Below are 26702 nucleotides of genomic sequence, written 5' to 3'. Positions count from 1 at the left end.
TTAACGTAGTAAGCAGGCATCAAATATGATAAATACCAGTATTAGTTAATAATAAATTTATAATTTAAGTCCATCTATATACTTGATTCCCCAGGGAGAACGCTGTGAACGGGAAAGCATAGAATTTGCTTCATCGTCATTCTTAAAGCGTTCATTAACCGGATCCCAATGCAACTTCCGGGGCAGCTTCATTGCTATATGAGATATTAGACAGGCACTGCAGGATCGGTGAGCTACTTCCGCAGGAGCAACCGTTAATTCCCGGGATTTAATACATTTCAGCCAGTTATCATGCTGTTCCTGACTCTCATAAAGATGAATTTCATTCTCCCCAATTTCCGACTCCAAAATTTTCGGATCACTTGCCTGGAAGGGCTCCTCCTTTTCTTCACCTTCTTCACCAGTATCCGGATCACTGTCCGTAACGCCTACATCTCCGCGTTTAACATAGATCCAGCCGTCAGATCCTTCAAAACGAACGCCTTGTTTATTATCCCCACCGACGGTCATTACAACACCATTGGCATACTTCGCTGTTACCTGAAAATCGCCGTGAACATTCCAAAGACCTTTGTAATTCGGATCATCTGTTGGGAACTGCGCCGTAGCTTCAACTTCAACAGGTCCCGTATATTCAGCACCCATTCCCCAATGTGCTGTATCAATATGATGCGCACCCCATCCGGTAATCATACCTGCACTATAAGCCTCTATTCGCAGCCAGCCCGGACGTGAATAATCTTCCTGGGGATGTACCCGATGTTCCGTGTATGGTACATCAGGTGTGGAGCCAAGCCACATATCATAATCAAGCCCTTCAGGAATTGACATGGGAGTCGGATTTCCACCACCAGGGTCACCGGGCAGGCCTACTTCCACCCTCTGGAGTTCCCCAATACGTCCATTGCGCACTAGTTCGCATGCCTGCTTAAACTGCGGCCATGGATTAACCGAACGCTGCTGGCTACCAATTTGAAAAACGGTACCCGTTCGGTGAATAATATCACTCATGGCTCGTCCCTCCTCAACCGTCAGAGACGCCGGTTTTTGCAGATAAATATCTTTCCCGGCCAGGGCTGCCTCAATAGCAGGTTGGGCATGCCAGTGATCCGGGGTACTAATAATAACAGCATCAATTTCGGGATCTTCCAGCATTTCCCGGTAATCCTGATAGACATCTACATCCACATAATTTTCCTTGCCCTTCTTTTCGGCATAATACTTCTCTACGAATGCCTTGCCGTCCCGTGCGCGATCCAAATCTACGTCACTCACCGCCACTACGCGGGCCACATCATTTTTCATTGTCTCCGGTAGATCGTGCCCCCGTGCAATACGGCCAAAACCGATCTGACCGATGTTAATCTTTTCACTCGGCGGATTAGACCCCATCACCGAAGAGGGTACGATGGAAGGAGCAAAAAAGAGTCCCGCTGTCCCCATAGCCGATGTTTTTAAATATTCACGCCGCGACATTTTACTGCTATCGTTATTTTTTTTATCCATAATGATACTCTAAAATTTATATTAAGCTTTGATTATTTTATTAGAGAGATCCTCCCGATACAGCCCATTCAATACCGCCCAGAATATGCTTTATAAAGACGGGATCATCGTAATCCTCCACACTGTGCCCTAATGTGGTATACCAGGAACGTCCACCTTCAAACTCATGATACCATGCCAAAGGAAATTTATCTCCATAAACCTGCCCGGGATATTCGCCTTTTTCTTCATCCTCAACTGTTGTCATATCCGCATGCAACAACACATTTATATTGGGATTCAACTGTTTAAGATAGTAGCATTCATCTTCACGTACCCAATTATTTGGAAGGAATGAGGTGGAAGGATGCGTCTTATCCGTCACATTTACCGTAAACTCCTGAAATGGAGCATGCCGGTGAAAAGTGCCTCCTACCAGACTCCAAAACCAGGGCCAGTCACGCTCTGCTCCGGAAGTTGAGTGAATACCTACAAAGTTTCCTCCTGATTTCATATAGTTTTGTAAGGCTTCTTCCTGCTCAGGAGTATTAAAAATATCATTGTTCGTATTGGAAAAGATCAAAGCATCGTATTTTTTAAGATTTTCTTCCGTAAAGTCTGCCGGATCTTCAGAAGCATCTACCGTAAAATCATATTTATTGCCAAGTTCTTCTATTGCTTCAATACTGTTGGGGATATTCTCATGTACATAGCCCTCCCCATTTTTGGTATAAACTAATACCCGACTATCCTTGAGAACCTTTTTTTGGACCTCTACCCTGGGCGGATTTCCAAAATCCTGCCAATAACGTTCTGCATCGGCGGGTTTTATCTTGCCATCATACACCATCATGCGATATTTAAGGCTATAACTATTACCCGGCTTCAACTTCCAATCCTGTTCCTGGGCGGGATTAAAGTTAAAGTACACATTCTCTTCCCCGCCGTTGGCTCCTTCTGGCCATATTCTAAGTTGCTCAGGGAAGTTTTGATTGCCCGGATGCGTCATAAACAAAATTCCGGAAGTCCCCGATTCTGTTTCTGACACGCCATTGATATCAGTCCACCGGGCCCGGGTGGCATTACCATTGCTTTTATCCTTCCCTTTTGAAGTTAGCAAAGTAGCAGTATCATCATCCCATTTTTCGGTAGCCCGAAGACTAAATCCCTGGTAGCGATAGGCTTTAATAGTTAGGGGCGATTTCGTAGCGGGATTAAGCCTGGAAACAAAATCGACCAGCCAAATGCCCTGTTCCGGATCTGCATTCCAAACCTTGATTTCCCATTTTTCATTGAGCGCCACTTTCTCACTATCAGGGGTCTCAGCTTTTAAGTCAACATGATTTAAAAACGCTTCAAATCCGCCATATACATCTCCTTCAATAGTAGTGGGAAGTGATTTATGCCGAACGGTTCCCTCTCCGTCACCCAAATTCCAAAAATCGATTTCACGACCTTCAAAATTAGTTTTGGTCCACGGATTCCATATACCATAGTGGTGATAATGATCGGAAGGCTGAATTCTTGTTATCACTTCCCCTTCAGGCGACCAGAGCGGATGAATATATCCACTTCGTGTGTAAAGCTCTGAAACCCCTTCTGGTGGTGGCGTAGGGGCATAGCGATAGCTCAACACCTTTTTATCTTCAACCATCAGTATTAAGGATTTGCCATCGTCCTTAAACTGAACGGCCTTTTCATCATCTCCGGACCGATCGCTTTCCTTTTCTCTTTTCAACAAGAAACTCCGTTGTGTCCCGGCAGGGGTCTTCCCTTTTAAAATCCAGCGGAGCGTTTTGTCATAACCATCAGCATCAATTTGCGAGGCGATCAATTCTTCCCTTCCATCTGTTATTTCATAGAGTTTAAGTTCCTGCCCTGTTTGAAGTCCCAGTGGAATACCATCCAGTGAGGCACTGACAGGAGTATTAAGACGTTCATTTTCCCCAGCATGCACCGTAAACTCAGCAATTTCCTGTGATTGAGCTTGTGCTATACTACCAGCAGATAAGCTCATCGATACAGTACAGAACAAAAAGAGTAACGCTTTGGCCGATTTTAACATCATACTTTGCATAATTGTAGTTCCAAATAAATTAACAGATTGAAATTAATTGTCTTTACAAATCATATAATCTAACAAAAAAGCACCAGACATTTTCTAAAGCGTCGGGGTTTCCCAGGGAGCCCATTTTGTCAGATCAACATTTAAATCTGTATCCATTCTTACAACCCTGGTATTCACTGTTGAATCGTCTAGTAGAAACTTTTTGACAAATGCATTTACCTCTGGCCTTTGGGTATCAGGTAACTGGCAATGATTATGGCCACCAACCTGAGATATTCCCATGCGATCGGAAATACCCATTGCTTTCCATATTTCCCTTGCAATGACTGAGGTGGTGTACGTACTTTCATTACCCAGCCACTCTATATCGCTATTTTCAAGAATCAACAGGGCGCGTGGCGCAATCATCCCCATGACTGAGTGGTGATCGTAGGGCAACCTCTCCACTGATTCGCTGAATTTTTCGAAATCTTCGGTGAACCATACATTTTCTTGAACGATCTGCCTTAAGGTTTGGACTTCTTGTCCCCTTTCATACTGAGCATCAGAAATACGCCAGCCAGCGGCGCCCCCCGAACCGGACTCTTGTGGAATAGTGAGTACGATGCGTTCATCTAAGGCCCCTGCCATCAGGGCTCCCTTTCCGTTACGTGAACAGCCGGTAATCCCAATGCGCTCGGGGTTAATTTCAATACCCTCGGTCGTTTGCAACCCATCAATGAGACGACTGACGCCCCAGGCCCATGCCATCATGGCACTGGCAGTATGCTCATTTCCGAAAATATCATAAAACTTTCCTTTGCCTCGAGAATTACTGCCCATCTGTTCCCCAAGTTCATTATTAGGGAATTGAATAACGGCCACTCCCAGGCTGTCCAGGTCCGAATTATTCAAAAATGAACGGCCTATCCCGATCATAGCCGGATAGGGTGCTTTCCCATGGCTGGGATAGTTAACATCTACTTCAAAAGAAATCGTTGTATCATTTTCTTCAACAGTAACAGTCATTGTGGTATCTGTATCCATGGTAGTGGATACCTTTTCCTGAGCAGTTTCGGGTTTTAGACCCAATTCAAATTTCTGTACCTGTGCACTAATTTCTGCGCGACGGCAGCGCCAATCCTCGATATCCGTAATTCGGTTTCCTTCCATGTCCAGAAAAGGATCAGGCATATGCGGAATCTTCTCCAAATCGGTATAATTGATAATTGAAGGAATTATACAATCGGTGCCGGTATTCTCTACAGCAAAAGGAATTTCTGTATCATACAACGACTCATCACCTCCATTTTCGGAGCTATCCAAGCAGGCAGTGAAGCCAACAATTAAAAACAGCAGACCTGCCTTGACAGGGATATGATCCATGAACCAGTTGGTTATTTTTATCAATTTCTTCGTTAAAATTATTAATCATTCAGAGATTTACATATCGGCCTGAAATACCTCAAGCTCTTCCCCCGAAAGTTCTTATTAGGACTTCGGAAGAAGAGCTGAGGTCTTCATTGCCTTTTACAGGCATTATCACTCAAAAGGGATACTATCTCATGAGTATTTATTACTATTTAATATCCGGGATTTTGCGGATAACCCCCTTCCGTTCTTGTTATTTGAGTAGCCGGAATGGGCCTCAACAAGTACTTATACCCCTTATTTCCATATTGTTCATTCGCGGTAGTTTGGAGATTAGACACATCCCTTGAAGGTTCACCTGCTAATTCACCGGGATATTTTGAAGCTCGCTCAATCAATTTTCCAGTGCGTTTGAGCGTCGTCCAGCGCTTGGATTCACCGTAAAATTCACGGCCTCGCTCGTCGAGAATGAAGTCTAGGGTAACATCCCCGGCGGATATCTCAATGTTGGACTCTTGTCCCGGCCAGGCAGCACGTCTGCGAACCACATTAATGTGGTCGGCCGCCTGCTGATTATTCCCCATATTGAAATGGGCTTCTGCAGCAAACAGGTAAGCTTCAGCAAGACGATATACGAAGTAGTCTTTGGTACCAGCATACTCATTTATAGAGGGACGCTGACGATCGTCATGCTTTTTCAGGTTGGGGAACATATTTATGTTCTCCGCTGTGTGAGTAGTTGCCCAGGATTGCAGGTGATACGGTGTATTATCCTGTTGTTGTTCTACTTCTTGAGCAGTCATATCAGGATCTATGTAGATGGCGGTGTCGCCAACAGAAACGTTGGGATATTGTTCCGTTGGCAGACTCGCGGCGTCATTATACCTCCAGGTATCCTGGAAGCTTTTGTCATACCGGGAATCCTGATCGAGCGGCCGGAAGTTCTCCAGGGCAAATGGCGTCATCTTGAATCGAATCCAGGGACGACCATATTCCATGCTTCTTACGAGCCCATCACTGTACACCTCATACCAAGGTCGGTAATACACATGGCTGTGATTCCCAGGTCCATTAAGCAGTGGATCTTGTCCGTATTGTACGGACCAGATAATTTCAGAATTCTGCTGATTATCGTGGGCGAATATTTGTTCGTAATCCTCAACCAGCTGGAAATTGTAATCATTGATAACACTTTCCGCCAGCGTTGCCGCACGACTAAAATCATCACTCCCCGCGAAATCCTGATAACCCCGGGTCAAAAGTACCTGGGATAGCATCATCTTTGCAGTCGGCTCTGTAATCCGTCCCCATTGCTGATCTGAAGGATCGGACGGCAGGTTACTGATCGCCGTTTCCAGATCACTTACGATCTGCTCATAAACCTGAGCCGGCTCGGTACGACTGGCCTCAGTCTCTACACCGATAGTCTCATCCGTGGTAAGATGAACAGCACCAAAATGCTGAACTAACATGAAGTAATAATACGCCCGAAGTGCGTGGACTTCCCCCAGCCTGGTTTGTTTCAGGGTTTCGTCCATGTCTTCTATTCCACCAGCACGGTTAATGGCTGCATTGGTTGTATTAATCGCAGGATATGTATTGCTCCAATGAGAGGTAATAATATCATCTTCCGAGTTCAATGCGGCCGTAAACTGATTATAGTGATGAAATCCACCATGGCCTGCATTCTGGATAAGATCGGTCCCGTACTCTTCGAGGTATGCACCCACATTATTGCCATAATAGTTACGCAATGGTTCATACGCGGCATTTACCGCATCTTCGAAACCACTGGGCGTGGTATAATGCGAATCGGTACTTACTTCTGATACTAACTCCTCATTTAAGGCGTCACCACAAGACGAGAGGAGAACTACTAACGTAGATATGATTGATAAAAATATTAATTTCTTCATTATGCTAATTCCTTAATCATTAAAAATTAATGTTGACACCAACTGTATAGAGACGCGTCGTCGGTACTTCTCCCCCGATATTCCCATCATACTGCTCGGGATCAATATTACCTGTTTTGGAGAAAAGCAGCGGGGTTTCTGCATTAGCATAAATCCTCAGAGACTGGACTCCCAATTGATTAGTCAGATTTGGTGAAAAGTTATAACCCAGCCTGATATTACGGATTTTCAAGAAAGACCCATCTTGGTATCCCCGTGAAGAGCCATACAGAGGACTCTCGACACCTGCTTCAGGTCGGGGTTGTTTATTCGTTGGGTTATCTGGTGTCCAGTATTCACGATCAGCCGTATTATAGCGACCGATCATATTCGGAGCGTTAAACGAATTATAGATGGTCTGACCGACACTGGCATACAAATAGACGGACAGGTTAAGTCCTTTATAGCTGACATGGTTATTAAAACCGGCAGTCCAGTCTGGCATGTTGGTGCCTTGTATTACCCGGTCCTGCTCATTGATAGCACCATCTTCATTTTGATCCTTAACCTTGATTTCACCGGGTTCCTGTCCATAGGAAGCAGCTTCCTCGGCTTCGTCTGATTGCCAGATACCGACCTTTTCGTAATCGTACCAGACGGTAAGTGGTTCGCCGATAAACCATTGGTTTCCGACATCATCCTCGTTATCCCCGTAAAGGGCTACAATCTCTTCATAGTTAGTAGCAAACGTAAGATCGCTGTTCCAGCTAAAATCGTCACGGCTATTACCAGCTATATTCTGGGTATTCAACGTTACTTCCAGACCTCTGTTTTTAGTTTCGCCAATGTTTTCCTGTATTGATTCAAACCCGGAAGTAATGGGCAGATTTCGTTCAAGAAGCATATCCGTCGTATTCGTCTGATAGGCCTCTATACTACCGACTACCCTCGAATTCCACAAGCCAAAATCTAATCCAATGTTATACTGCTTACTGGTTTCCCACTGCAGGCGCGGATTAGAAATCTGTGTTGGCGCATACCCGTAACCGGCTGCTTCCCCAAACTGGTAAGCCGTTTGAGAAAGTAAGCTTCGGGTCTGATAGGGATCAATAGCTGTATTACCGGTAACACCATAACTGACTCTTAATTTCAAATCAGAAAACAGGTCCTGACCGTCCATGAACGATTCTTCAATAATCCTCCAACCCAAGGCTGCGGAAGGGAATACTCCCCATTTATTACCCTCGGCCAGCCGGGATGAACCGTCGGCACGTCCGGTTACTGTTAACAGGTACTTCTCATTTAACCGGTAGTTAAACCGCCCCATGTAAGACATGATGCTCCACTCTGACAGGTAACTGCCGTAGTTCTCAGTTTGACTGGCAGTACCTAAGTTGTGGTATTTTTGACTCTCATAAGGGAGGCCGGAAACCGCGATAACATCCTGTTCCCAATTGCTGGACTGATAACTAAAAAGTCCCGTTGCTTCAATAGCATGAATTCCCCCAAATTCCTGCTGGTAGTTCACGATATTTTCAATGGTATAATCAAAATTTATCTGCTCCTCTTTCTCAGCATATGGAGTTCCTTCAGCACGGGCAGTGGTGAGCGTACCTTGAAATACCCCGCGCCGGTAGGTTGAAAGGTCCGGACCGAAGTTCAACCGATATGAAAGGTTGTCAGAAATATCGTATTCAGCAAAAATATTACTGAAAATGCGCATTCTGTTACGGTCATCAAGCATCTTTCCCGGAACCAAATCATTTAACGGATTGGCAATCAAGCCGTCGTTGGTAGGTCGAAAATCAAGGGTTCCGTCATCATTGTATGGATCGCCAAGCGGGTTCAAGGCCAATGCTGTTCCAAAAGGATTGGTACCTACATCTCGTTCCGTTCGTGCAAGCAAGGTCGATGTACCAATGTGAAGCCTATCACTGACATCGTGGTCCAAATTGATACGCATATTATAGCGATCGAAGCTCTGACCGGGAATGATGCCGACCTCGTTAAAGAAGTTACCGCTTATTGCAAACTGCGTGCTTTGATTCCCCCCCTGAATGGTAATATTGTGACTTTGCTGATAACCAAAATCATCGGTAACAAGATCAGCATAATCGTACGAGTTACCATTTTGTATAGATTCCAGCTCTGGTGCTGTAAATATATTCTCGTCATCTCCCCCGTAGCTTCCTGCATTCCGATGTGCTTCACGCTTCATTTCTGCAAACTCTTCCCCGTTAAATACATCTGGATTTGAGAGTTGAACAGACATGCCGTAATACCCATCGTAGGAAACCTGTGTTCCAAAATCACCACCGCGCTTGGTGGTAATCAAAACGACGCCGTTAGCCCCACGAGACCCGTAAATGGCCGTTGCAGAAGCATCCTTTAACACTTCCATGGATTCAATATTCTCTGTGTTGATGTCATTTAATCCCCCACTAAATGGGATACCATCAACTACAAACAGAGGATCATTGCCGGCGGTAAGTGAACGACGTCCTCGAATTCGAACTACTACGCCTTCTCCCGGCGTGCCGTTTCCAGTACTTGAAACCATAACTCCAGCGGCCCTACCCTGTAATGCAGAGGCAGGATCGGATACCGGAACTTCATTTAGCTGTTCAGAAGAAACTGAGGATACAGAACCAGTAATATCCTGTGCCTCCTGTTGTCCATAACCGACCACAACCACTTCATCACCGGCTATCGCCTGCGATACCATTTCTATATTTATGGTTGATCGACCATTAATAGGTACTTGCTGGGTTTGATAGCCGACAAATGAGAAGATAAGCGTATCATTTGCCGATGAAACAGTGAGTGAATACTCACCACTAGCATCGGTAGAGGTACCAGTCGAGGTCCCTTTTACCGAAATATTAACTCCTGGTAGTGTTTCTCCATCCGCGGCAGAGGTGACTGTCCCACTCACCTCCTGAGCCCCTTGTCCGAAAGCATTGACAGAGATCCCTCCGAACAGAGCAACACAAATTATAAAGATAAAAATCTTAATCGTATTCAATTTCCCCATATTTCAGTCCCTTATTATTTTAAGATTAAAAAGAAATGTTCGCATTTCTAATGCACAGATAAAGAAGCCTATTAGCATATCATTTATATTTATATTGATTTAGTTACCCTTTTCTAGTTTTAAATAAACCAACAAAAAATTTGATGATCGCGGAATAATTTTCGATGTCTGCGAAAACGTTTGCACAAATGTCAATGTAAAAGACCTCCAGACTTTATCAAGTATTATTTACATAATTTTACATTTAATTCTGGAGTGCGGTTTGGTTCTTTTGTGAAGGATTATAACTTCATGTCAGTTTTCTTACAATGGAGAGGTAATTCTGATATTGTTTTGCATTAAAGCGTAACAATGGTTAACTAATTTAAAAATTTGGGGTTTGATGGTGACAAAGTTAAATATTGTTGTTAAATCCATTTTATCCTCCAATCAGTAGTTACTACTTGTATATATCAGCAAAATATTTTTTAATACATTCTCTGCTGATAGAAATTTTTCTCAACAGACTAACTAAAATTGCTTTAAAGAAAATAAGATACTGCTCATTTTATTTTCTTTCATTTGCATAATTAAAGTATGAAAAAGAAAAAAATTACGATTCGGGATATTGCCGACAAATTGGATGTCACGGCATCAACTGTATCAAGAGCACTAAAAAATCATCCACGGATTAGCGATGCTACAAAAAAAGCAGTCGTTGAAATGGCGGATAAGCTCAATTACCAACCGAATAATATTGCTTCAGCACTAAGAAAAGGGAAAAGCAATATTATAGGAGTTATTATTCCTACCTCAGATCGCAGGTTTTTTGCCTCTGTTATTAAAGGTATTGAACAAGTTTTAAGGGAAGAGGGCTATAATTTAATTATCTCCCAATCAGATGATATAGCATCCAAAGAAGAATCAAATATAGATGCCTTATTGAGAGTACAGGTAGATGGCATTATTGCCTCTATAGCCCGCGAAACAACCGACTATACCCATTTTAAACGGGCGATTAAAAGGGGTGTCCCCTTGATTTTATTTGATCGTGTAAATGAAGAACTCGGAGTAAATACAGTGGTTAATGATGATTATCAAGGTGGGGTAATGGCGGTTAATCATCTCATAGAGCAGGGATGTACAAAAATTGCCCATTTCATGGGGAAACGTCATTTGAATATATATCAAGAGCGTCTTAGGGGGTTTAAAGATGCTTTAAAAGAACACCACCTTCCGATCAATGAGGACTGGATCCTGGAGGGAGACCTTATTGACGAAACAGAACAAGTTCTGGAGACCGGGCGCCGGCTTACTCATAAACTTTTTGAAGGGGATGAAATACCTGATGCTATTTTTTCATCAAGTGACTTTGCCGCCATGGGAGCCATACAAGTCTTAAAGGAAAAGAATATAAAAATTCCCGATGAAGTCGCTCTTGTAGGTTTCAGTAATGACCTGTCCACTTCTTTTATAGATCCCCCTTTAACGTCAATAGACCAACATACCCGCCAAATGGGAGAGTTAGTAGCCCAGGTCTTTCTTCAACAGATAAACTCCGATTCAAAAAATATTCCTTTTGATACCACACTCAAACCGGAACTTATAATCAGAGCGTCTTCGATGCGTAAAGAAAAAGTCAAAGCAGAGCAACAAGCTTTGTAATAAACATCATATTTATTTTATTATGCAATCGTTTGCGTCTAAGGATTTTTAAAAACACCATATTATGAAAACTTTTTTTACAAAAAATTTTTTACTGGAAACGGAGACTGCAAAGAAGTTATACCATGATCATGCCGCTCCACAGCCAATTATAGATTACCATTGCCATCTTCCTCCTAACGACATTGCCAGCGATAAAAATTTTAATAACTTAACCGGTATCTGGCTCGATGGAGATCATTATAAATGGCGGGCCATGAGAACCCTGGGAATTGATGAAAAATATATCACCGGTGATGCCCCAGATAAGGAAAAGTTTCTCAAATGGGCTCATACGGTACCCTATACTATGCGAAATCCATTGTATCACTGGACCCACATGGAGCTAAAAAGGTACTTTGGAATTGATAAGCTTCTCAATGATGATACTGCCGAAGAAATCTATGACTCATGTACTGAAATGCTACAAAAACCCTCATTCAGTACGCAAAGCCTTATCAAAAAAAATAATGTAGAAATTATTTGTACGACCGATGATCCGGTGGACTCGCTGAATCAACACAAAGAGATGAGACAACAATCCTTTGATACTACGGTCCTACCCGCTTTTCGTCCGGATGAAGCTTATTCCTTTAGCAATGTAGAAGAATACAATGATTATCTTGACCAGCTGAGCGAAGTTTCCAATACGAATATTGAAAGTCTGACCGACCTTCTTAGTGCACTGGAAAACAGAATTGATTATTTCCACAGCCAGGGATGCCGCCTAGCCGATCACGGACTTGAGAATATACCCTATGCCGACCTCTCCCTGCAAGAACTTGAAGAAGGGTTTAAGCAAATCCGAAACCGCACTAGAATTTCTGATAGCCAGAAAAAAGGACTCACCTATTATCTGCTGCTTGAACTCGGCAAAATGTATGAACAAAGAGACTGGGTACAGCAGTATCATTTGGGTGCACTGCGCGATACTAATGAACGGATGCGTCGCAAACTAGGTCCGGATACCGGTTTTGATTCTATCGGCGATTTCCCTCAAAGTCGTAATCTGGCGCGTATCTTAAATGAACTCGACTCTACCAATCAGCTGGCTAAAACAATTCTCTACAACCTGAATCCGCGGGATAACGAAGTGATGGCTACGATGATCGGTAATTATAATGATGGTTCCACCCGGGGAAAAATGCAGTTCGGTTCAGCCTGGTGGTTTCTGGATCAAAAGGATGGGATGGAAAAACAGCTAAATACGTTATCCAACATGAGCTTACTTAGCTGCTTCATCGGTATGCTAACCGATTCCAGAAGCTTTTTATCTTATCCCAGACATGAATATTTCCGGCGAATTTTATGTAATCTTATCGGCAATGATGTAGAAAAGGGGCTTCTGCCCAATGACTTGGACTGGCTTGGTAAAATAGTTTCAGATGTTAGTTATAATAATGCGAAAGAATACTTTACCTTTCCAGAAAAATAATTATTGGGATTTTCATGAAAAAAGTAATCACCTTTGGAGAAATTATGATGCGGCTTTCTCCGCCGAAGAATCTTCGGTTTTCACAAGCCGATTCTTTTAATATTGTGTTTGGAGGGGGAGCTTCCAATGTAGCTGTATCGTTAGCTAATTTTGGTATTCCTACTCAATTTGTAAGCCGTTTACCCGATAATGATTTCGGACAACGTGCCATAATGGAGCTTAGAAAGTACGGGGTAGGAACTGATTATATTGCCAGAGGAGGTAAAAGACTTGGTTTATATTTTTTGGAGAAAGGAGCGGTAAGCCGTGGTGGAAAGGTTGTCTATGACCGGAACCACTCGGCAATATCAGAAATCAAACGAGGCATGATCAACTGGGAGAAAGTGTTCGGTAATGCTCAATGGTTTCATTGGTCGGGCATTACTCCAGCTATTTCTCAGCAAGCTGCTAATGTTTGTCTCGAAGCACTCAATACTGCACAAGAGCTGGGAATCACTATATCTACCGATCTAAATTATCGTTCCAAGCTTTGGAACTATGGTAAAAGCCCTTCTGAGGTAATGCCGGAGCTTGTTGAAAAATGTGATATTATTCTTGGTGGTAGCTATGCTGCCAAAAAGTATTTTGATATTGATTCTAATGATAATAACTCTGAAGAAGGAACCTATCGATCTACTTGCATAAAGCTAATGGACCGCTTTCCAAAAGCACGTGTAATTGCAACAAGTCTTCGGGAAGTAATAAGCGCTTCCCATAATAACTGGTCGGGAGTCCTTTATAATGGAAAGAAGTTTATTAAGGCTCCTGACTATCAAATCACTCATATTGTTGATCGAGTAGGTGGAGGGGATTCCTTTATGGGAGGTCTTATTTATGGACTCTTGACGTATGAGACTGATCAGGAAGCTATAGATTTTTCGACTGCCGCCTCCTGTCTGAAGCATACTATTCCTGGTGACATTAATCTTTCTTTTACAAATGAAGTTGAAAAACTGATGAAAGGAGATAAATCAGGGCGGGTAGCTCGATAATAATTAACATGGATTTGTGAAGCATAAGATGGTGAAATTGCTTCTGATATTATCTACAATAACACAAAAGAATACTTTAATGTTAATAGTTAAACGATAAGGTGTCTGTATTATGAAAAAAGTAATTACATTTGGCGAAATTATGTTGCGGCTCTCACCACCTGGAAAACTTCGGTTTTCACAGGCTAACTCATTTGATATTATCTATGGTGGTGGAGAATCAAATGTTGCCGTTTCACTTGCAAATTATGGAGTACCGGTAGAATTTGTGACTCGTCTCCCCGAAAACGATATTGGACAGTGTGCGATGATGCAAATGCGCAAACGCGGGGTTGGTACTGATCATATTGCCTGGGGCGGAGAACGTTTAGGTATCTATTTTTTAGAAACCGGAGCTGTAAGCCGTGGAAGCAAGGTTATTTATGATCGTGCTCATTCGGCTATTTCACAAATAGAGAAAGGAACTATCGATTGGGAAAAAGTCTTTGACGGAGCCGGCTGGTTTCATTGGACTGGTATTACCCCGGCACTCTCCCAGGGAGCGGCTGACGTTTGCCTTGAAGCGATCCAGGCTGCCAACGAGCTGGGGGTAACTGTTTCAACAGATCTAAACTATCGAGCAAAGCTATGGAATTACGGCAAGGAACCTGGAGAAGTTATGCCCGAGCTTGTGGAGGGTTGTGATATCATTTTAGGCAATGAGGAAGACGCTGAAAAACATTTTGGAATTCATCCGGAAAGTGTAGACGTAACACAAGGTGATTCTGTTGAAGCCGAGGCTTACCGGGCTACCTGCGAAGCACTTATGGAACGATTTCCAAGAGCTCAAAAGGTAATTACAACTCTGCGCGGCTCTATCAGTGCTTCCCATAACAGCTGGTCCGGTGTGTTATACAACGGTGATGAGTTTTTAGAAGCACCCACTTATCAGATTACCCATATTGTGGACCGAGTGGGAGGTGGTGACTCTTTTATGGGTGGTCTTATTTATGGCCTTTTAACGTATGATACTGATCAAGAGGCCCTGGAGTTTGCTGTAGCAGCTTCCTGTCTAAAGCATACTATTTATGGGGATGCCAACCTGTCGACTGTACCAGAAGTTGAGAAGCTTATGGAAGGTGATGCTTCCGGACGGGTATCTCGATAAAACCATAAATGAACTGAAGGACAGGACTTTGTTTCTATCCTTCAGTTCTTTCTTAATAACTTTTGATTAATATAGGACATATATACTCAAAAAGAGTAAGTGGAGATTTAATAAACCTTTTACATTTGCCTACAGTCTTTTTAATAAATTCATAAAATCACTAATCAAAATTAATCACAATTAACACACAACGGGCTTTTATCTACTTAAATAGTACTTTAAGGTCCTTTTTAGTTGTGGTTTTGAAATCATTTTAAATTATGGCTCGATTTAAACGTACTCATGTAGCATCAGTAATGGAATCTTCTGGCTTAGTTCCGCTTTTTTACCATAACGATATAGAAGTCAGTAAAAAAGTATTGCGTGCCTGTTACAAGGGCGGAGCACGGCTGCTGGAGTTTACCAACCGAGGAGACTTTGCCCACGAAGTTTTTGGGGAGCTTAACAAGTTTGCAGCAAAAGAATTACCAGAAATGATTCTCGGTGTTGGTTCTGTTGCAGATGCCGGAACTGCCTCACTTTATATTCAATTGGGAGCTAATTTTATTGTTAGCCCTATGCTTAAGGAAGATGTCGGTAAAACTTGCAATCGTCGAAAAGTTCTCTGGTCCCCCGGCTGCGGTACTCTTTCTGAAATTAATTATGCTGAAGAACTCGGAGCAGAAATCGTCAAGATATTTCCTGGCAGCCAACTGGGCCCTGGCTTTATCAAAGCCGTTAAAGGTCCTTGTCCGTGGACCAGTATCATGCCTACCGGCGGGGTTACCGCAGAAGAAGAAAATCTGCGCAGTTGGTTTGAAGCCGGAGCTACTTGTGTGGGAATGGGATCAAAACTTGTCACTAAGGAATTCCTCAACAGCAAAGACTTTGAAGGGCTTGAAGAGCATGTGCGCAACACGCTGGCACTTATTAAAGAAATTAGGTCGTAGAGCAAACTATGAATATAATCAAAAGTCTATCCCTCGCTTTTATCGGTATCTTTCTTCTAGGGATACTTTCAAGTTGCGAAGAAATAACGGATGTTAGGACCCTTAAGCTAGCTCATAGCCTGGATGTCACGCATCCAGTCCATAAAGGAATGGTTCGCATGGCTGAGTTAATTAATCAAAAATCAGATGGGAAACTTCAGGTCCAAATTTATCCGAGTCAACAGCTTGGATCTGAACGCGAACTTCTGGAACTTCTCCAGATAGGGAGCTTAGATGTTACTAAGGTTTCCGGTGCCGTTCTCGAAAATTTTGTCCCTCAAACAAGGGTTTTCAGCCTTCCATACCTGTTTCGAGACAAACAACACTATTTTAACGTTTTAGATGGTGAAATAGGTCAGGAGCTATTACTTGCCGGTGAAAAGTACTGGCTCAGGGGCTTAACTTATTATGATGCCGGACAGCGAAGCTTTTATACTCAGGACCGGCCTATCAGGACTCCTGAAGATCTTGAAGGATTAAAGATAAGAGTACAGGAAAGTCCCATGGCCGTCAATATGATTAATACGCTCGGCGGTTCTCCAACACCTATTTCATGGGGGGAGCTTTATACGGCTCTTCAACAGGGAATTGTAGATGGGGCTGAAAACAACCCGCCAAGCTTTCAAAGTTCACGCCATTATGAAGTTTCCAATTATTTTAGCCTTGATGAACATACAGCCATCCCTGATGTCCTGCTTATCAGTACAGAAACATGGGATGATTTAACCGACCAACAGCAAAGATGGATTCAAACAGCTGCGGACAGTTCAAAAAAATATCAGCGGAAAATATGGGCTGAGGCCGAAGAAGAAGCATTAAAGACCGTACAGGAAGCCGGGGTCGAAGTTATCCGTCCCGATAAAGAACCCTTTCAGGAAAAAGCTCAAACCATTTACGAAGAATTTAAAGAAAGCGAACCAGAATTCTACAAACTAATCCAACGGATTCAAAACGTAAAATAAAAACAGCTAGCTTAGAATATGCGAAAACAAATTGATCGACTGGTACGAGGTACGTTGGTTTTTCTAATGGGCTTTATGCTCTTTAATGTTGTTTGGCAAGTTATCAGCCGATATATCATCGGCAGCCCCAGCACTTTTACCGAAGAGCTGGCCCGATTCCTGCTTATTTGGATCTGCCTGTTAGGAGGAGCGTACGCCGCAGGTAAAAAAATGCATCTATCAATCAATCTTTTACCCAATAGACTAAGCAAAGAGGGCAAGCGAAAACTTTCAATCTTTACCTTCTCTATCGTCATTCTCTTTGCTTTACTGGTGATGGTAATAGGAGGAGGACGATTAGTCCAAATAAGCTATGTTTTAGGACAGAGCTCCTCGGCCCTAAACATTCCCCTCGCTTATATATATATCGTGCTTCCATTAAGTGGATTGTTGATTATCTATTACAAAGTAATTGAGATAAAGCAACTATTTAAAACGGATCTAACTCCCCAAAAAACAGATTCCCAATAACATTATGGATTACTTAGAAATTATTATACTGGTATTAAGCTTTGTCGTTTTATTGGGGCTTGGGGTTCCTATTGCCTGGACATTGGGTATTTCAGGTATCGTTACCCTCCTATTAAATGTGGAATCAATCTCGGCTTTTACCACCATAGCCCAACAGATGGCTACCGGGCTAAACAGTTTTACCCTGCTTGCCATCCCCTTCTTTATACTGGCCGGAGAAGTAATGAATCGTGGAGGCATTGCTAAACGACTGATTGATTTCGCTAAAACCCTGGTGGGTTCTCTGCCTGGGGGGCTTGCATACGTAAATATCTTTGCAGCTATGATGTTTGGAGCCATAGCCGGTTCAGCCGTAGCAGCAGCTTCTGCTATCGGTTCAATTCTGGGGCCGCGCATGGAAGAGGAAGGATATACAAAAGAATTTTCGGCAGCGGTTAATATTACCTCATCCACCACGGGCCTTATTATTCCGCCATCAAATATTCTTATTATCTATTCTTTAGCCAGTGGTGGTGTATCCATTGCTGCGCTTTTCGTAGCCGGTTATATTCCCGGAATCTTAACCGGTCTCCTCTTGATGGGAGTAGCTGCTTTTTGGGCTAAGCGTAAAAATTTTGCGGTTGGCGAACGAAGCAACCTTTCTGAAGTTTTTAGTACATTTATAAAGGCATTTCCAAGCCTCCTTCTGCTTATTATTGTTATCGGAGGAATTATAGCCGGTATTTTTACTGCTACTGAGGCGGCAGCAATAGCCGTTGTATATACCCTTATCCTGGGTTTCGTTTACCGGGAAGTTACTGTTAAAAACTTACCCGATATTCTAATGAGTTCGGTTAACACTACCGCTATCGTAATGCTACTCATAGCCACTTCCATTAGCATGTCGTGGGTTATGTCTTTCGAAAATATTCCCCAGGATATCAGTGCCGCTTTGTTGGCAATGAGTGACAGTAAAATTGTTATTTTACTTATGATTAACTTTATTCTTCTCTTTGTGGGGACCTTTATGGATATGACCCCGGCGGTACTCATATTCACCCCGATTTTTCTGCCCATTGTAACCGAACTCGGGATCGATCCCCTGCATTTTGGTATTATGATGGTTTTAAACCTGTCAATAGGGTTATGTACTCCACCTGTAGGGACAATCCTATTCGTTGGTGTTGGAGTCGCCGGAACTACCATAGAAAAAGTTATCAAGCCATTACTTCCCCTATTTCTTGCCATGATCATTGCTTTATTACTGATCACCTTTTTCCCTCAATTAACACTCTGGCTTCCAGAAGTATTTGGCCTCTAAAAATATCCTCAGTATTGACTACTAGAAGATTTGATATTAATAATTTAACTATTTAACTCATGCACTTTGAACAGACTTGGCGCTGGTTCGGCTCCTACGATACCATACCTTTAACAGATATTAAACAAACAGGCGCCACCGGTATTGTCACGGCCCTTCACCATATCCCGCATGGAGAAGTATGGCCTGTTGAAGAGATAGAAAATCGAAAGAAAGTTATTGAAGATACCGGCCTGCAGTGGTCCGTAGTGGAAAGTGTACCCGTCCACGAAGACATTAAAAAACAGGCCGGCAGTTATAAAAGTTATATCGAAAATTATAAAGGGACGATCCGAAACCTGTCAGAATGCGGCATTGATACGATCTGTTACAACTTTATGCCGCTTACCGACTGGACACGCACCACCATCAACCAGCCACTGGATGACGGTTCTACCGCCCTGCGTTTTGATGCCACAGCCTTTGCTGCTTTTGAGCTCTTTGTTTTAAAAAGAGATGGTGCCCAAAAGGATTACTCAAAAGAAGAACAAGAAAAAGCAGAACGCTATTTTGAATCTCTTGATACGGATAAGATTACCCAGCTGACAGAAACCATTCTCTTAGGCCTGCCCGGTGACGAAGAAATGACCGTCGAAAAGTTCCGGACCCTCTTAGAGGAATACCAGAATATCGATGATCAAAAATTGCGTTCCCATCTGTATTCTTTTCTACAGGAAATAATACCGGTAGCTGAAGAACATGAGGTCCGAATGGCAATCCATCCAGACGACCCTCCCTGTTCTCTATTTGGACTTCCCCGTATTGTAAGTACCGAAGAAGATGCTCGACAGTTGCTGGAAACCGTTGACTCCCCATATAATGGTCTGACCTTCTGTACCGGCTCCTACGGCGCCCGTGCTGATAACCACTTGGCAGATATGGTTGAAAGATTAGGCCACCGGATTAACTTTATCCATTTGCGCAGCGTTAAAAGAGATGATGACGGAAGCTTCCAGGAAGCACGTCATCTTGAAGGAGATGCAGGAATGTTCGAAGTCATGCTTGCGCTCATAAAGGAACAACAGCGCCGGGCCTCCGAAGGAAGGGAAGATATTACTATTCCCATGCGGCCGGATCATGGACACCGACTACTGGATGACCTGCATCGAGAGTCCTATCCCGGCTATTCTGGCTTGGGTCGTCTCCGGGGGTTGGCGGAATTAAGAGGATTGGAGATGGGTATTCGTAAATCTCTCAAATTATCGGGTTAACCGGATAATTTTTCAGAAAGTACTTCCCGGTTTTCCCGGATAATAAGACGATAAGCCTTTAGCACGGCTTCCGTGACCTCAAGATCCAAAACCTCGGCATGGTCCTTGACAACATCTGCTGCATTTGACGGAGCAAAGGGCCTTCCAACAACTTCAAGTGCGGGAATATCTCCACTGCTATCTCCGATATAAGCGGCTTCTTCCGGCTTTATTCCAAATCGTTCACAAAGCGTGAGCACTCCATTTCTTTTGTTATTATCCGATAGTATAACATTTACGGATACATCTGTTTTATGAGCTTCAAATAATGGATAGCGATCTGATATATACGAGGTTATTTTAGGATAAGCTTCATCTATAACCTCCTTTTCCGCATGTATGATACCAGCATCCATCCGCTTCGTAAACTCAAGCATCATCCCTGAATAGTCTGCGATAATTTCATCCTTCAACCATTGCTTAAGCTCGTGTACCTGTTTTTCCGCTTTTCGGTTGAAAACCGGTAAAAACTCAATTTCGCTTTTATCGATATGAAAGATACCTGCGCTTTCAAAGGATACCGGATGGCGAATTCCCAACCACTGCGCCACAGCTTCCACGTAAGGCTGGGGGCGTCCAGAACAGATACTAAGAGGGGGAACGGCCATATCATCTACATGCTGTTCATTAATTCGACGAATTTCCGAAAGTACATTCCAATCGGGCTTTTTAAAAGGCGTAGAAATACAACCGTCAAGGTCGGTAATAAAAAGTTTGATCATTATTTATCCCTGTTTAAAAAAGACTCCGGAGAAAAGAAACACAGTCCTGTATTAATATAATTATGAAGATTTATAATAGGGGAAAATCATACCCAGCAGTAAAAATGCTAAACCAATACCTGTTAACCATTGGTACTGGTTTTTATAATCGGCATACTCTTGGCTGGCAAACTCTCCCTGCTGAAGTTCATCAAGCCGGCCCAGGAAAGCATCAATTCCTGAACTACCGCTGCGAATTTCATAATACTCACCATTGCCCTCATTTGCTATATCTTGCAGCACATCCGTTTGAAGCTGGGTAGTTATAACCTGCCCCTCGCTGTTTCTTTTATATCCAATAAGAGATCCCGATTCATCATACAAGGGAATGTTAGTCCCTGCCTCTGTTCCCAATCCTAAAGTATAAATGGATACATTTTCCTCACGCAGTGCCTGCAGGCTAGCATCATAACTATCTCCATGATTTTCACCATCGGAAATAATAAGGAGCACTTTGGATGCCTGATTTTCCGATTCTGATTCTTCTCCATCCGAAAAAGCTTCTGCTGCTGTTTCCATAGCTGCACTAAAATCGGTGGAAGAAGACGGCATTTGGTTAGTTTCGGCAATATTTAAAAACATCCTCAAGGCAGAATAGTCCAATGTCATGGGGGATTGCAAGTAAGCCTCGCCGGTGAATACAATAAGACCCACCCGATCTCCTTCTAGCTTCTCAATAAGTCGGTCTATCTCATACTTTGCTTTTTCTAGTCGGCTTGGCTTCACATCTTCGGCATTCATGCTGGCAGAGAGGTCTAACGCCACAAGCAGATCTACTCCTTGTCTTTTCACTTCTCGGACCTCTGTACCTATCTTTGGACCTGCTGCAGCAATAATAAGGAGGGTTAAACCCACATACAAGCTTAGTTGACGAATACGATTTCCCAAAGGCCAAAATCCCGTGCGAAGTTTCTGGAAAAGCTCTTTGCCAAAATACTCTTCCCTTTGTTGGCTCATCCGCCTGTTATACCAATAGACAATACCTATAAGTATCGGTACCAACAATAAAAACCAAAGATAATGGCTATCCTGCCAAATCATAAAGTATTACATTTTCAGTTATTAGGATCTAAACAGATGTTAACCCGCTAAAATAAATTAAATTGTGGGAAGCGACAATTTTAGTCCAAAAATAAAAAGTGCTATAACATAGAAATCATCTTGATGCTATAGCACGCACAAATTGTAATAACCGATTGATGTGGGATTAAACCAGAGTAATACCCACACAAAGTTTTTTTATTCTAAATCAAATATAACGAGACCATCTGATCCTTTAGCAACATATAATCGACTCTGGGTTGCAACAATATGATTAACCTGACCACTTGAATTAATCTCAGAAAATTCATCTAAGTTGTGACTATTAACCAACGTCAAACCTCTACCGTTAAATCCATTGGGCACCTCAAAGATATCGATATAGTTCCCGGTTTCATCACTTCCACCAGCATATACATAGGTATTATTTTTTCCGGATGGGCCTGATGGCTCAAATGTTGTTACAGAAGTATAATGCCTGTTTTGAACTTCAATTGATTCGGAATCCATTTTACTATTCCACTTAACCGCCCCTTCCGTATCCAGCACCGTAAATCCAAATTCGTTCAAGGCCGCCAAAACATAGTTACGACCATTTGTGTGAGTAAAAGAAGAGAGACGGGCAATGGTTCCCTCCTGGAAACGAGGATCTTCGCTCTGTCCGTTATTGCCAATTAGATTCTGAGTAATTCTAAACCCATTGTAATTATGATTTACCCTTCTTACCGTTCCCAACTGGTCCAGGGTAAAAATTTCATTCGGAATTCCAGTCCATATTGAACGATAGTTGTTAACATTTTCAGACGCAGACTCTGGCAACAATTCCCAAGCATCCAGATCTTTTGCAAATCTATACATATGGTTTTGATCTGATACGGCATAGATATAGTTATCAGTCCGGTCTATACTTTTTACCAAGTTTCCTTCGGTACTAATGCTTTCCATCACTTCTGCTGATTCTCCATCCAGTTTCAAGAGCTGTGCTTTAAAATCACCTGTGATTTTACCTTTTACAGCACCCGCTATATAAATTGCATTTTCCCCATTATCATATACTACTTCCTGAACATCAAAGTCATTTCCCTGAAACGAACGATTGGATACTTCTAAGTCACCATCGGCGGAGAAGATATCTACGCCACCACCATATTTCTCTCCATAGGTCTTATATCCTACATGAATATACTCTCCATCATAATCGAGGTGACTGGCTCTTGTTGCCTCAGTATTTACCACAGGAGGTCTAACTGTAGCCGCAACACTTAGCTCCGATTCTATACCTCTCGAAGGTTTAGCTTTACTTTCGCTACTCCCGGTATCATCATAAAGCGTTAATCGATTGGTAACGTCATTAGTTACTGAAAACTCTGGCTCTACATAGGGAGAATTGCCATCAGCTGATAAAAAGTCACAGCTGGTCAACGCTAATACCAGCGCAACCACAGTAATATGTATAGCTATTTGGGGATAAGAAGACATAGTAGTATTGTTTTTAAGCCAACCTGAATAAGATGATATTTTATTAGTTTAAATAATAAATCTAAATGGCAAAGAATCCTAATTAAGCTTTCTTAATTGCCCTGAAACACCTTTTTAATTTTATCCTCCAGTTTTCTGGCGGCTCTGGATGTTTTATTTGGATTCCATGCATCTTTATAGGAGTCGTAGAAAAATAGTTCCCTGATATACGCATAGGTTCTTACCCCTCTCAAAAATAACCCCACATAAAAAGTCATCCCCGGCAAATATGAAATATATTTAGCTTTATCACTTTTATTGGCTGAAAGTGCTATAATCGCTCCAAATTCAATTATTTTGGATATGCTATATAAAAATGTTCCTCCAATAATCAGGTAGCCAAATTCTGCTTTAAAATACAGGGCAAGAAATATCAAATATGCCCACCAAAGAAGGTTGAGAATAAAATTAAAAAATACATTTTCAACTACAGCAAAAAAGTTACTCAGGCTAAAATTATCTGTGGGAAAAAGTAGATCCCGATGTTTCCTAAATCGAAACCGAATGAGCGACCGGCTCCATCTAATACGCTGCTTGGCCAATTTGGTAAAAGATGTCGGGACATTGGTCAGGCAAATAGCCAGATGGGTATATGTTATCCTATAGCCTTTTTTCCTAATCTTCAGAGTAAGGTCCCCATCCAACCCGGGGCCGACATCCCATCCCCCCAGCTCCACTAATAAATCGCGCCGAAAGGCCCCAAAGGCACCGGATACAATCCTCAGGATTCCAAGTGAATCCGCAATCATACGCCCTGTCGTAAAGATATTGAAGTATTCAATAGCCTGAAAAGTAGTAGCTAAGTTCTGTCCCCCATTTTTTGCTTCAATGGCACCTCCCACTGCCCCTACCTTTTCCTCCTCATAAAAGGGAACTAAAATTTCTTCTATTGCATCCCGATTAAAGGAACTATCTGCATCCAAATGTACAACATACTTTCCGGTTGCGTACCGAAGGGCTAAGTTGGCAGCAGAAGCTTTCCCTCCCCTGGTTTCATTCCTTAAGAACAGATCAATTTTCCCATTGCGTTCAAGGTCTCTACCAATCAATTCAGAATCGTCTTCAGAGCCATCGTCAATGATAATAATCTCGAAATGGTCGTAGGTCTGTTCCTCAAGTGTTCGTACCAGTTTATAGTAGTTTTTACCTTCGTCTTTGCCTGGTACAATAATTGAAATTAGAGGATGCTCATTCCACAATTGCCTCTTGGCATCCTCATAATTTTCTTTGTTAAAATGAGTCTTAATCTTGTGGATAATCAAAAAGATATATGCTAAAAGTACATAACGGGGAAATTCCAAAATAAAATAAAACCAAAAAATCTTCAGGAATCCGTCTATTCCCTGGTTAGTCCAAAATTGGAAAAAATCAGCCATTTATAATTTATATATGTGTTAGTAAGGCTTAATCTTTATCGATATCCAATTGTCTGAGTTGCTCATCCGCACTTTTATCGGCTTCAACCGGTTGTAAATTTTTAGAAATTTTAAGCGTAAAGTTTGGATTATTATCATCCACCAACTCTTTTATCCGCTTCATGACCTTTCCAGTCATTGAATCCGCCTCCTGTACGTTGTTCTCCGTAATAAGTAACCACAGAGTAACCATATTTTTAAAAATTACTTCATCAGAACGATTTACCTCATTCAGGGCGACTTCATATAACTCTCGGACAAAGTTTTTACTTCTTTGGTCCCCTAACTGATCATATAACTCTGAGATATTTTCCAAATAGATAGAAGCGATAGTACTTTCGAAGTTAGCTTCCTTTTTGCGCTCTATTTCTTTAGATAAAGAACGTTTAAAATAGGTTTTGTCGATAACATCAAGCATGTTATCCAATTCGCCCACATCAACTGCAATCTTGCCTTTGGCAGCATCCTCACCAAGACTCGTCAATTGATAAGACATTAATTTCTTTTTGACCAGGTTTTCTACCTTAATATCTGAATTACAGTTCCTACATTTTGCTTTTACCAAAGGATCCTGGAACATCTCATTACACTGGTTACACTCGAATATTTCAGAGGGCTTGTCATAATCAACGCCAATATGTGTAAGTGATTTATCACATTTAGGACAAATCAGGTCCCTGGAGCCTGGATTTGATTCAAAATCAGATCGGGGCCCCATGTAGGCGCAGGAAAAGTGATGAATCTGGTCTTCGGATTCAATGTTTGTAGAATGACAGTTAGGGCAACTTTCCCGGAAGTGAAGATAGCTATTACTACAGTGATTGCAAGTATAAAAACTGTCATAATATTCTGATGTCAGGAACCCCTCCTTAACAGCGATATCCAGAATTTTTGGGACCTGATCTTCCCGTTCAAAGTCAAAATTAGCAGTCAACATGGGATAAATGTATCCCAGCTTTGCATTTCTAAAAGAGAGGGGTTTATAATCCCGTATTTGCCTTGTATATATATATTCTAATGATTTTTCAATCATTCGGTCAACAAAAGAAGCAGATTTCTGACTCCTCCCCACATCCCTGATATACCTGCCTAATGCCTCATCAAAGCGTCCTTCTTCAAACGGCTTAACGATATAATCGGTAATACCATAGTCAAATGCTTTTATACCGTCTTCTTTACTCCCGCTTATTATAATAACTTTGCTGGGATCCAGATCTTTGGCGAGATCAATGACATCAAATCCGGTCATATCCGGCAGGTTAATATCCAGAAAAACCAAGTCAACCGATTTCCGATTTATAAGCTTAATCGCCTCTTTTCCATTTTCAGCGACTCCAATGAGATTTAAAGAGGACTTACTTTCCACATTCTTTTTTAGAACAACACGAAAAGTGGGATCATCCTCAACTATTATACAATTCAGTTCCATAAGCGTTAATTACAATAATGTCCTTTACTTTTTCTAAAACCGACTCTTAATTTTTTTTGCTATATCAGCTAGCGGATTGAGATTCGACAGATTCGTAATCTCGCCATCTGCCAGCTGAGAAACCGCAGGATCTGTCTCCCCATGAATTTTATAGAGAAAAACCGGCATCAGGTACACTTCCTTGTTGTTATGAGACCTAATATCGTTGATAAACTCCAATACACTCAGGGCTTTTCGATATTCAATAATAATGGCATCCACCTTGCCGTTTTCCAGCCATTTCATATCAAATGACTCAAGCGGATCCACTTTTAAAAAGGTAAGATCATCATGCACTAATTCTTGATCCTGACTATTCTTTATCATAGTATCAAATTCATA

Annotated in this window: 20 protein-coding genes; 9 read left to right on the top strand and 11 right to left on the bottom strand. The window is 42.1% G+C overall.

Annotation, left to right across the window (positions count from 1 at the left end; genetic code table 11):
- Positions 1 to 57: 57 nt before the first annotated feature.
- The 5 genes from ABEB05_RS01130 to ABEB05_RS01110 form a co-directional block, all read right to left on the bottom strand.
- Complete coding sequence (locus ABEB05_RS01130) at positions 58 to 1506, bottom strand: Gfo/Idh/MocA family protein (RefSeq protein ID WP_265786747.1); 1449 nt, start codon at positions 1504 to 1506, stop codon at positions 58 to 60.
- Positions 1507 to 1546: 40 nt separating this feature from the next.
- Positions 1547 to 3553, bottom strand: a complete 2007-nt coding sequence (locus ABEB05_RS01125) for a ThuA domain-containing protein (protein ID WP_265786745.1) — start codon at positions 3551 to 3553, stop codon at positions 1547 to 1549.
- 93 nt (positions 3554 to 3646) lie between these two features.
- Positions 3647 to 4918 carry a glucuronyl esterase domain-containing protein gene (locus ABEB05_RS01120; protein WP_265786743.1) on the bottom strand — a complete coding sequence of 424 codons (1272 nt, stop codon included), beginning with the start codon at positions 4916 to 4918 and terminating at the stop codon, positions 3647 to 3649.
- A 197-nt stretch (positions 4919 to 5115) separates the two neighbouring features.
- Positions 5116 to 6819 (bottom strand): RagB/SusD family nutrient uptake outer membrane protein, encoded by a 1704-nt coding sequence (locus tag ABEB05_RS01115; RefSeq protein WP_265786741.1) that lies wholly within the window; start codon positions 6817 to 6819, stop codon positions 5116 to 5118.
- Between the two features lie 19 nt (positions 6820 to 6838).
- On the bottom strand, positions 6839 to 9832 hold the full coding sequence (locus tag ABEB05_RS01110; protein WP_265786739.1) for a SusC/RagA family TonB-linked outer membrane protein: 2994 nt from the start codon (positions 9830 to 9832) through the stop codon (positions 6839 to 6841).
- A 576-nt stretch (positions 9833 to 10408) separates the two neighbouring features.
- On the opposite strand from ABEB05_RS01110, the gene ABEB05_RS01105 reads away from it, so the two are divergent.
- From ABEB05_RS01105 to uxuA, 9 genes are all read left to right on the top strand, one after another.
- Positions 10409 to 11476, top strand: coding sequence for a LacI family DNA-binding transcriptional regulator (locus tag ABEB05_RS01105; protein WP_265786737.1), 1068 nt, complete (start codon positions 10409 to 10411; stop codon positions 11474 to 11476).
- Between the two features lie 64 nt (positions 11477 to 11540).
- Positions 11541 to 12950: a glucuronate isomerase gene (gene uxaC / locus ABEB05_RS01100; RefSeq protein ID WP_265786735.1), complete on the top strand. Its 1410-nt coding sequence runs from the start codon at positions 11541 to 11543 to the stop codon at positions 12948 to 12950.
- 14 nt (positions 12951 to 12964) lie between these two features.
- On the top strand, positions 12965 to 13981 hold the full coding sequence (locus tag ABEB05_RS01095; RefSeq protein ID WP_265786733.1) for a sugar kinase: 1017 nt from the start codon (positions 12965 to 12967) through the stop codon (positions 13979 to 13981).
- Positions 13982 to 14093: 112 nt separating this feature from the next.
- Positions 14094 to 15128, top strand: coding sequence for a sugar kinase (locus ABEB05_RS01090; protein ID WP_265786731.1), 1035 nt, complete (start codon positions 14094 to 14096; stop codon positions 15126 to 15128).
- Positions 15129 to 15388: 260 nt separating this feature from the next.
- On the top strand, positions 15389 to 16057 hold the full coding sequence (locus ABEB05_RS01085) for a bifunctional 4-hydroxy-2-oxoglutarate aldolase/2-dehydro-3-deoxy-phosphogluconate aldolase (protein ID WP_265786729.1): 669 nt from the start codon (positions 15389 to 15391) through the stop codon (positions 16055 to 16057).
- A gap of 8 nt (positions 16058 to 16065) precedes the next feature.
- Entirely contained in the window at positions 16066 to 17058 is a 993-nt protein-coding gene (locus ABEB05_RS01080) for a TRAP transporter substrate-binding protein (RefSeq protein ID WP_265786728.1), read from the top strand.
- A gap of 18 nt (positions 17059 to 17076) precedes the next feature.
- On the top strand, positions 17077 to 17568 hold the full coding sequence (locus ABEB05_RS01075; RefSeq protein WP_265786726.1) for a TRAP transporter small permease: 492 nt from the start codon (positions 17077 to 17079) through the stop codon (positions 17566 to 17568).
- Between the two features lie 4 nt (positions 17569 to 17572).
- Positions 17573 to 18868, top strand: a complete 1296-nt coding sequence (locus ABEB05_RS01070; RefSeq protein WP_265786724.1) for a TRAP transporter large permease — start codon at positions 17573 to 17575, stop codon at positions 18866 to 18868.
- Between the two features lie 59 nt (positions 18869 to 18927).
- Positions 18928 to 20118 carry a mannonate dehydratase gene (gene uxuA, locus ABEB05_RS01065; RefSeq protein WP_265786722.1) on the top strand — a complete coding sequence of 397 codons (1191 nt, stop codon included), beginning with the start codon at positions 18928 to 18930 and terminating at the stop codon, positions 20116 to 20118.
- Here the strand turns inward: uxuA and ABEB05_RS01060 are convergent.
- From ABEB05_RS01060 to ABEB05_RS01035, 6 genes are all read right to left on the bottom strand, one after another.
- Positions 20115 to 20879, bottom strand: coding sequence for an HAD hydrolase family protein (locus tag ABEB05_RS01060; protein WP_265786720.1), 765 nt, complete (start codon positions 20877 to 20879; stop codon positions 20115 to 20117). The two genes, uxuA and ABEB05_RS01060, sit on opposite strands and share 4 nt — an antisense overlap.
- A gap of 60 nt (positions 20880 to 20939) precedes the next feature.
- Positions 20940 to 21875 (bottom strand): VWA domain-containing protein, encoded by a 936-nt coding sequence (locus tag ABEB05_RS01055; RefSeq protein WP_265786718.1) that lies wholly within the window; start codon positions 21873 to 21875, stop codon positions 20940 to 20942.
- A 282-nt stretch (positions 21876 to 22157) separates the two neighbouring features.
- Complete coding sequence (locus ABEB05_RS01050; RefSeq protein WP_265786716.1) at positions 22158 to 23438, bottom strand: hypothetical protein; 1281 nt, start codon at positions 23436 to 23438, stop codon at positions 22158 to 22160.
- A 92-nt stretch (positions 23439 to 23530) separates the two neighbouring features.
- A complete protein-coding gene (locus ABEB05_RS01045; protein ID WP_265786714.1) occupies positions 23531 to 24853 on the bottom strand; it encodes a glycosyltransferase family 2 protein in 1323 nt (440 codons plus the stop codon).
- Positions 24854 to 24881: 28 nt separating this feature from the next.
- Positions 24882 to 26321, bottom strand: a complete 1440-nt coding sequence (locus ABEB05_RS01040) for a TackOD1 domain-containing metal-binding protein (protein WP_265786713.1) — start codon at positions 26319 to 26321, stop codon at positions 24882 to 24884.
- A gap of 33 nt (positions 26322 to 26354) precedes the next feature.
- Entirely contained in the window at positions 26355 to 26687 is a 333-nt protein-coding gene (locus ABEB05_RS01035; RefSeq protein WP_265786711.1) for a hypothetical protein, read from the bottom strand.
- Positions 26688 to 26702: the final 15 nt, after the last annotated feature.

The organism is Fodinibius salicampi, assembly GCF_039545095.1.
Taxonomy (GTDB): Bacteria; Bacteroidota; Rhodothermia; order Balneolales; family Balneolaceae; genus Fodinibius; species Fodinibius salicampi.
This window is presented reverse-complemented; position numbering and strand designations above follow the sequence as displayed.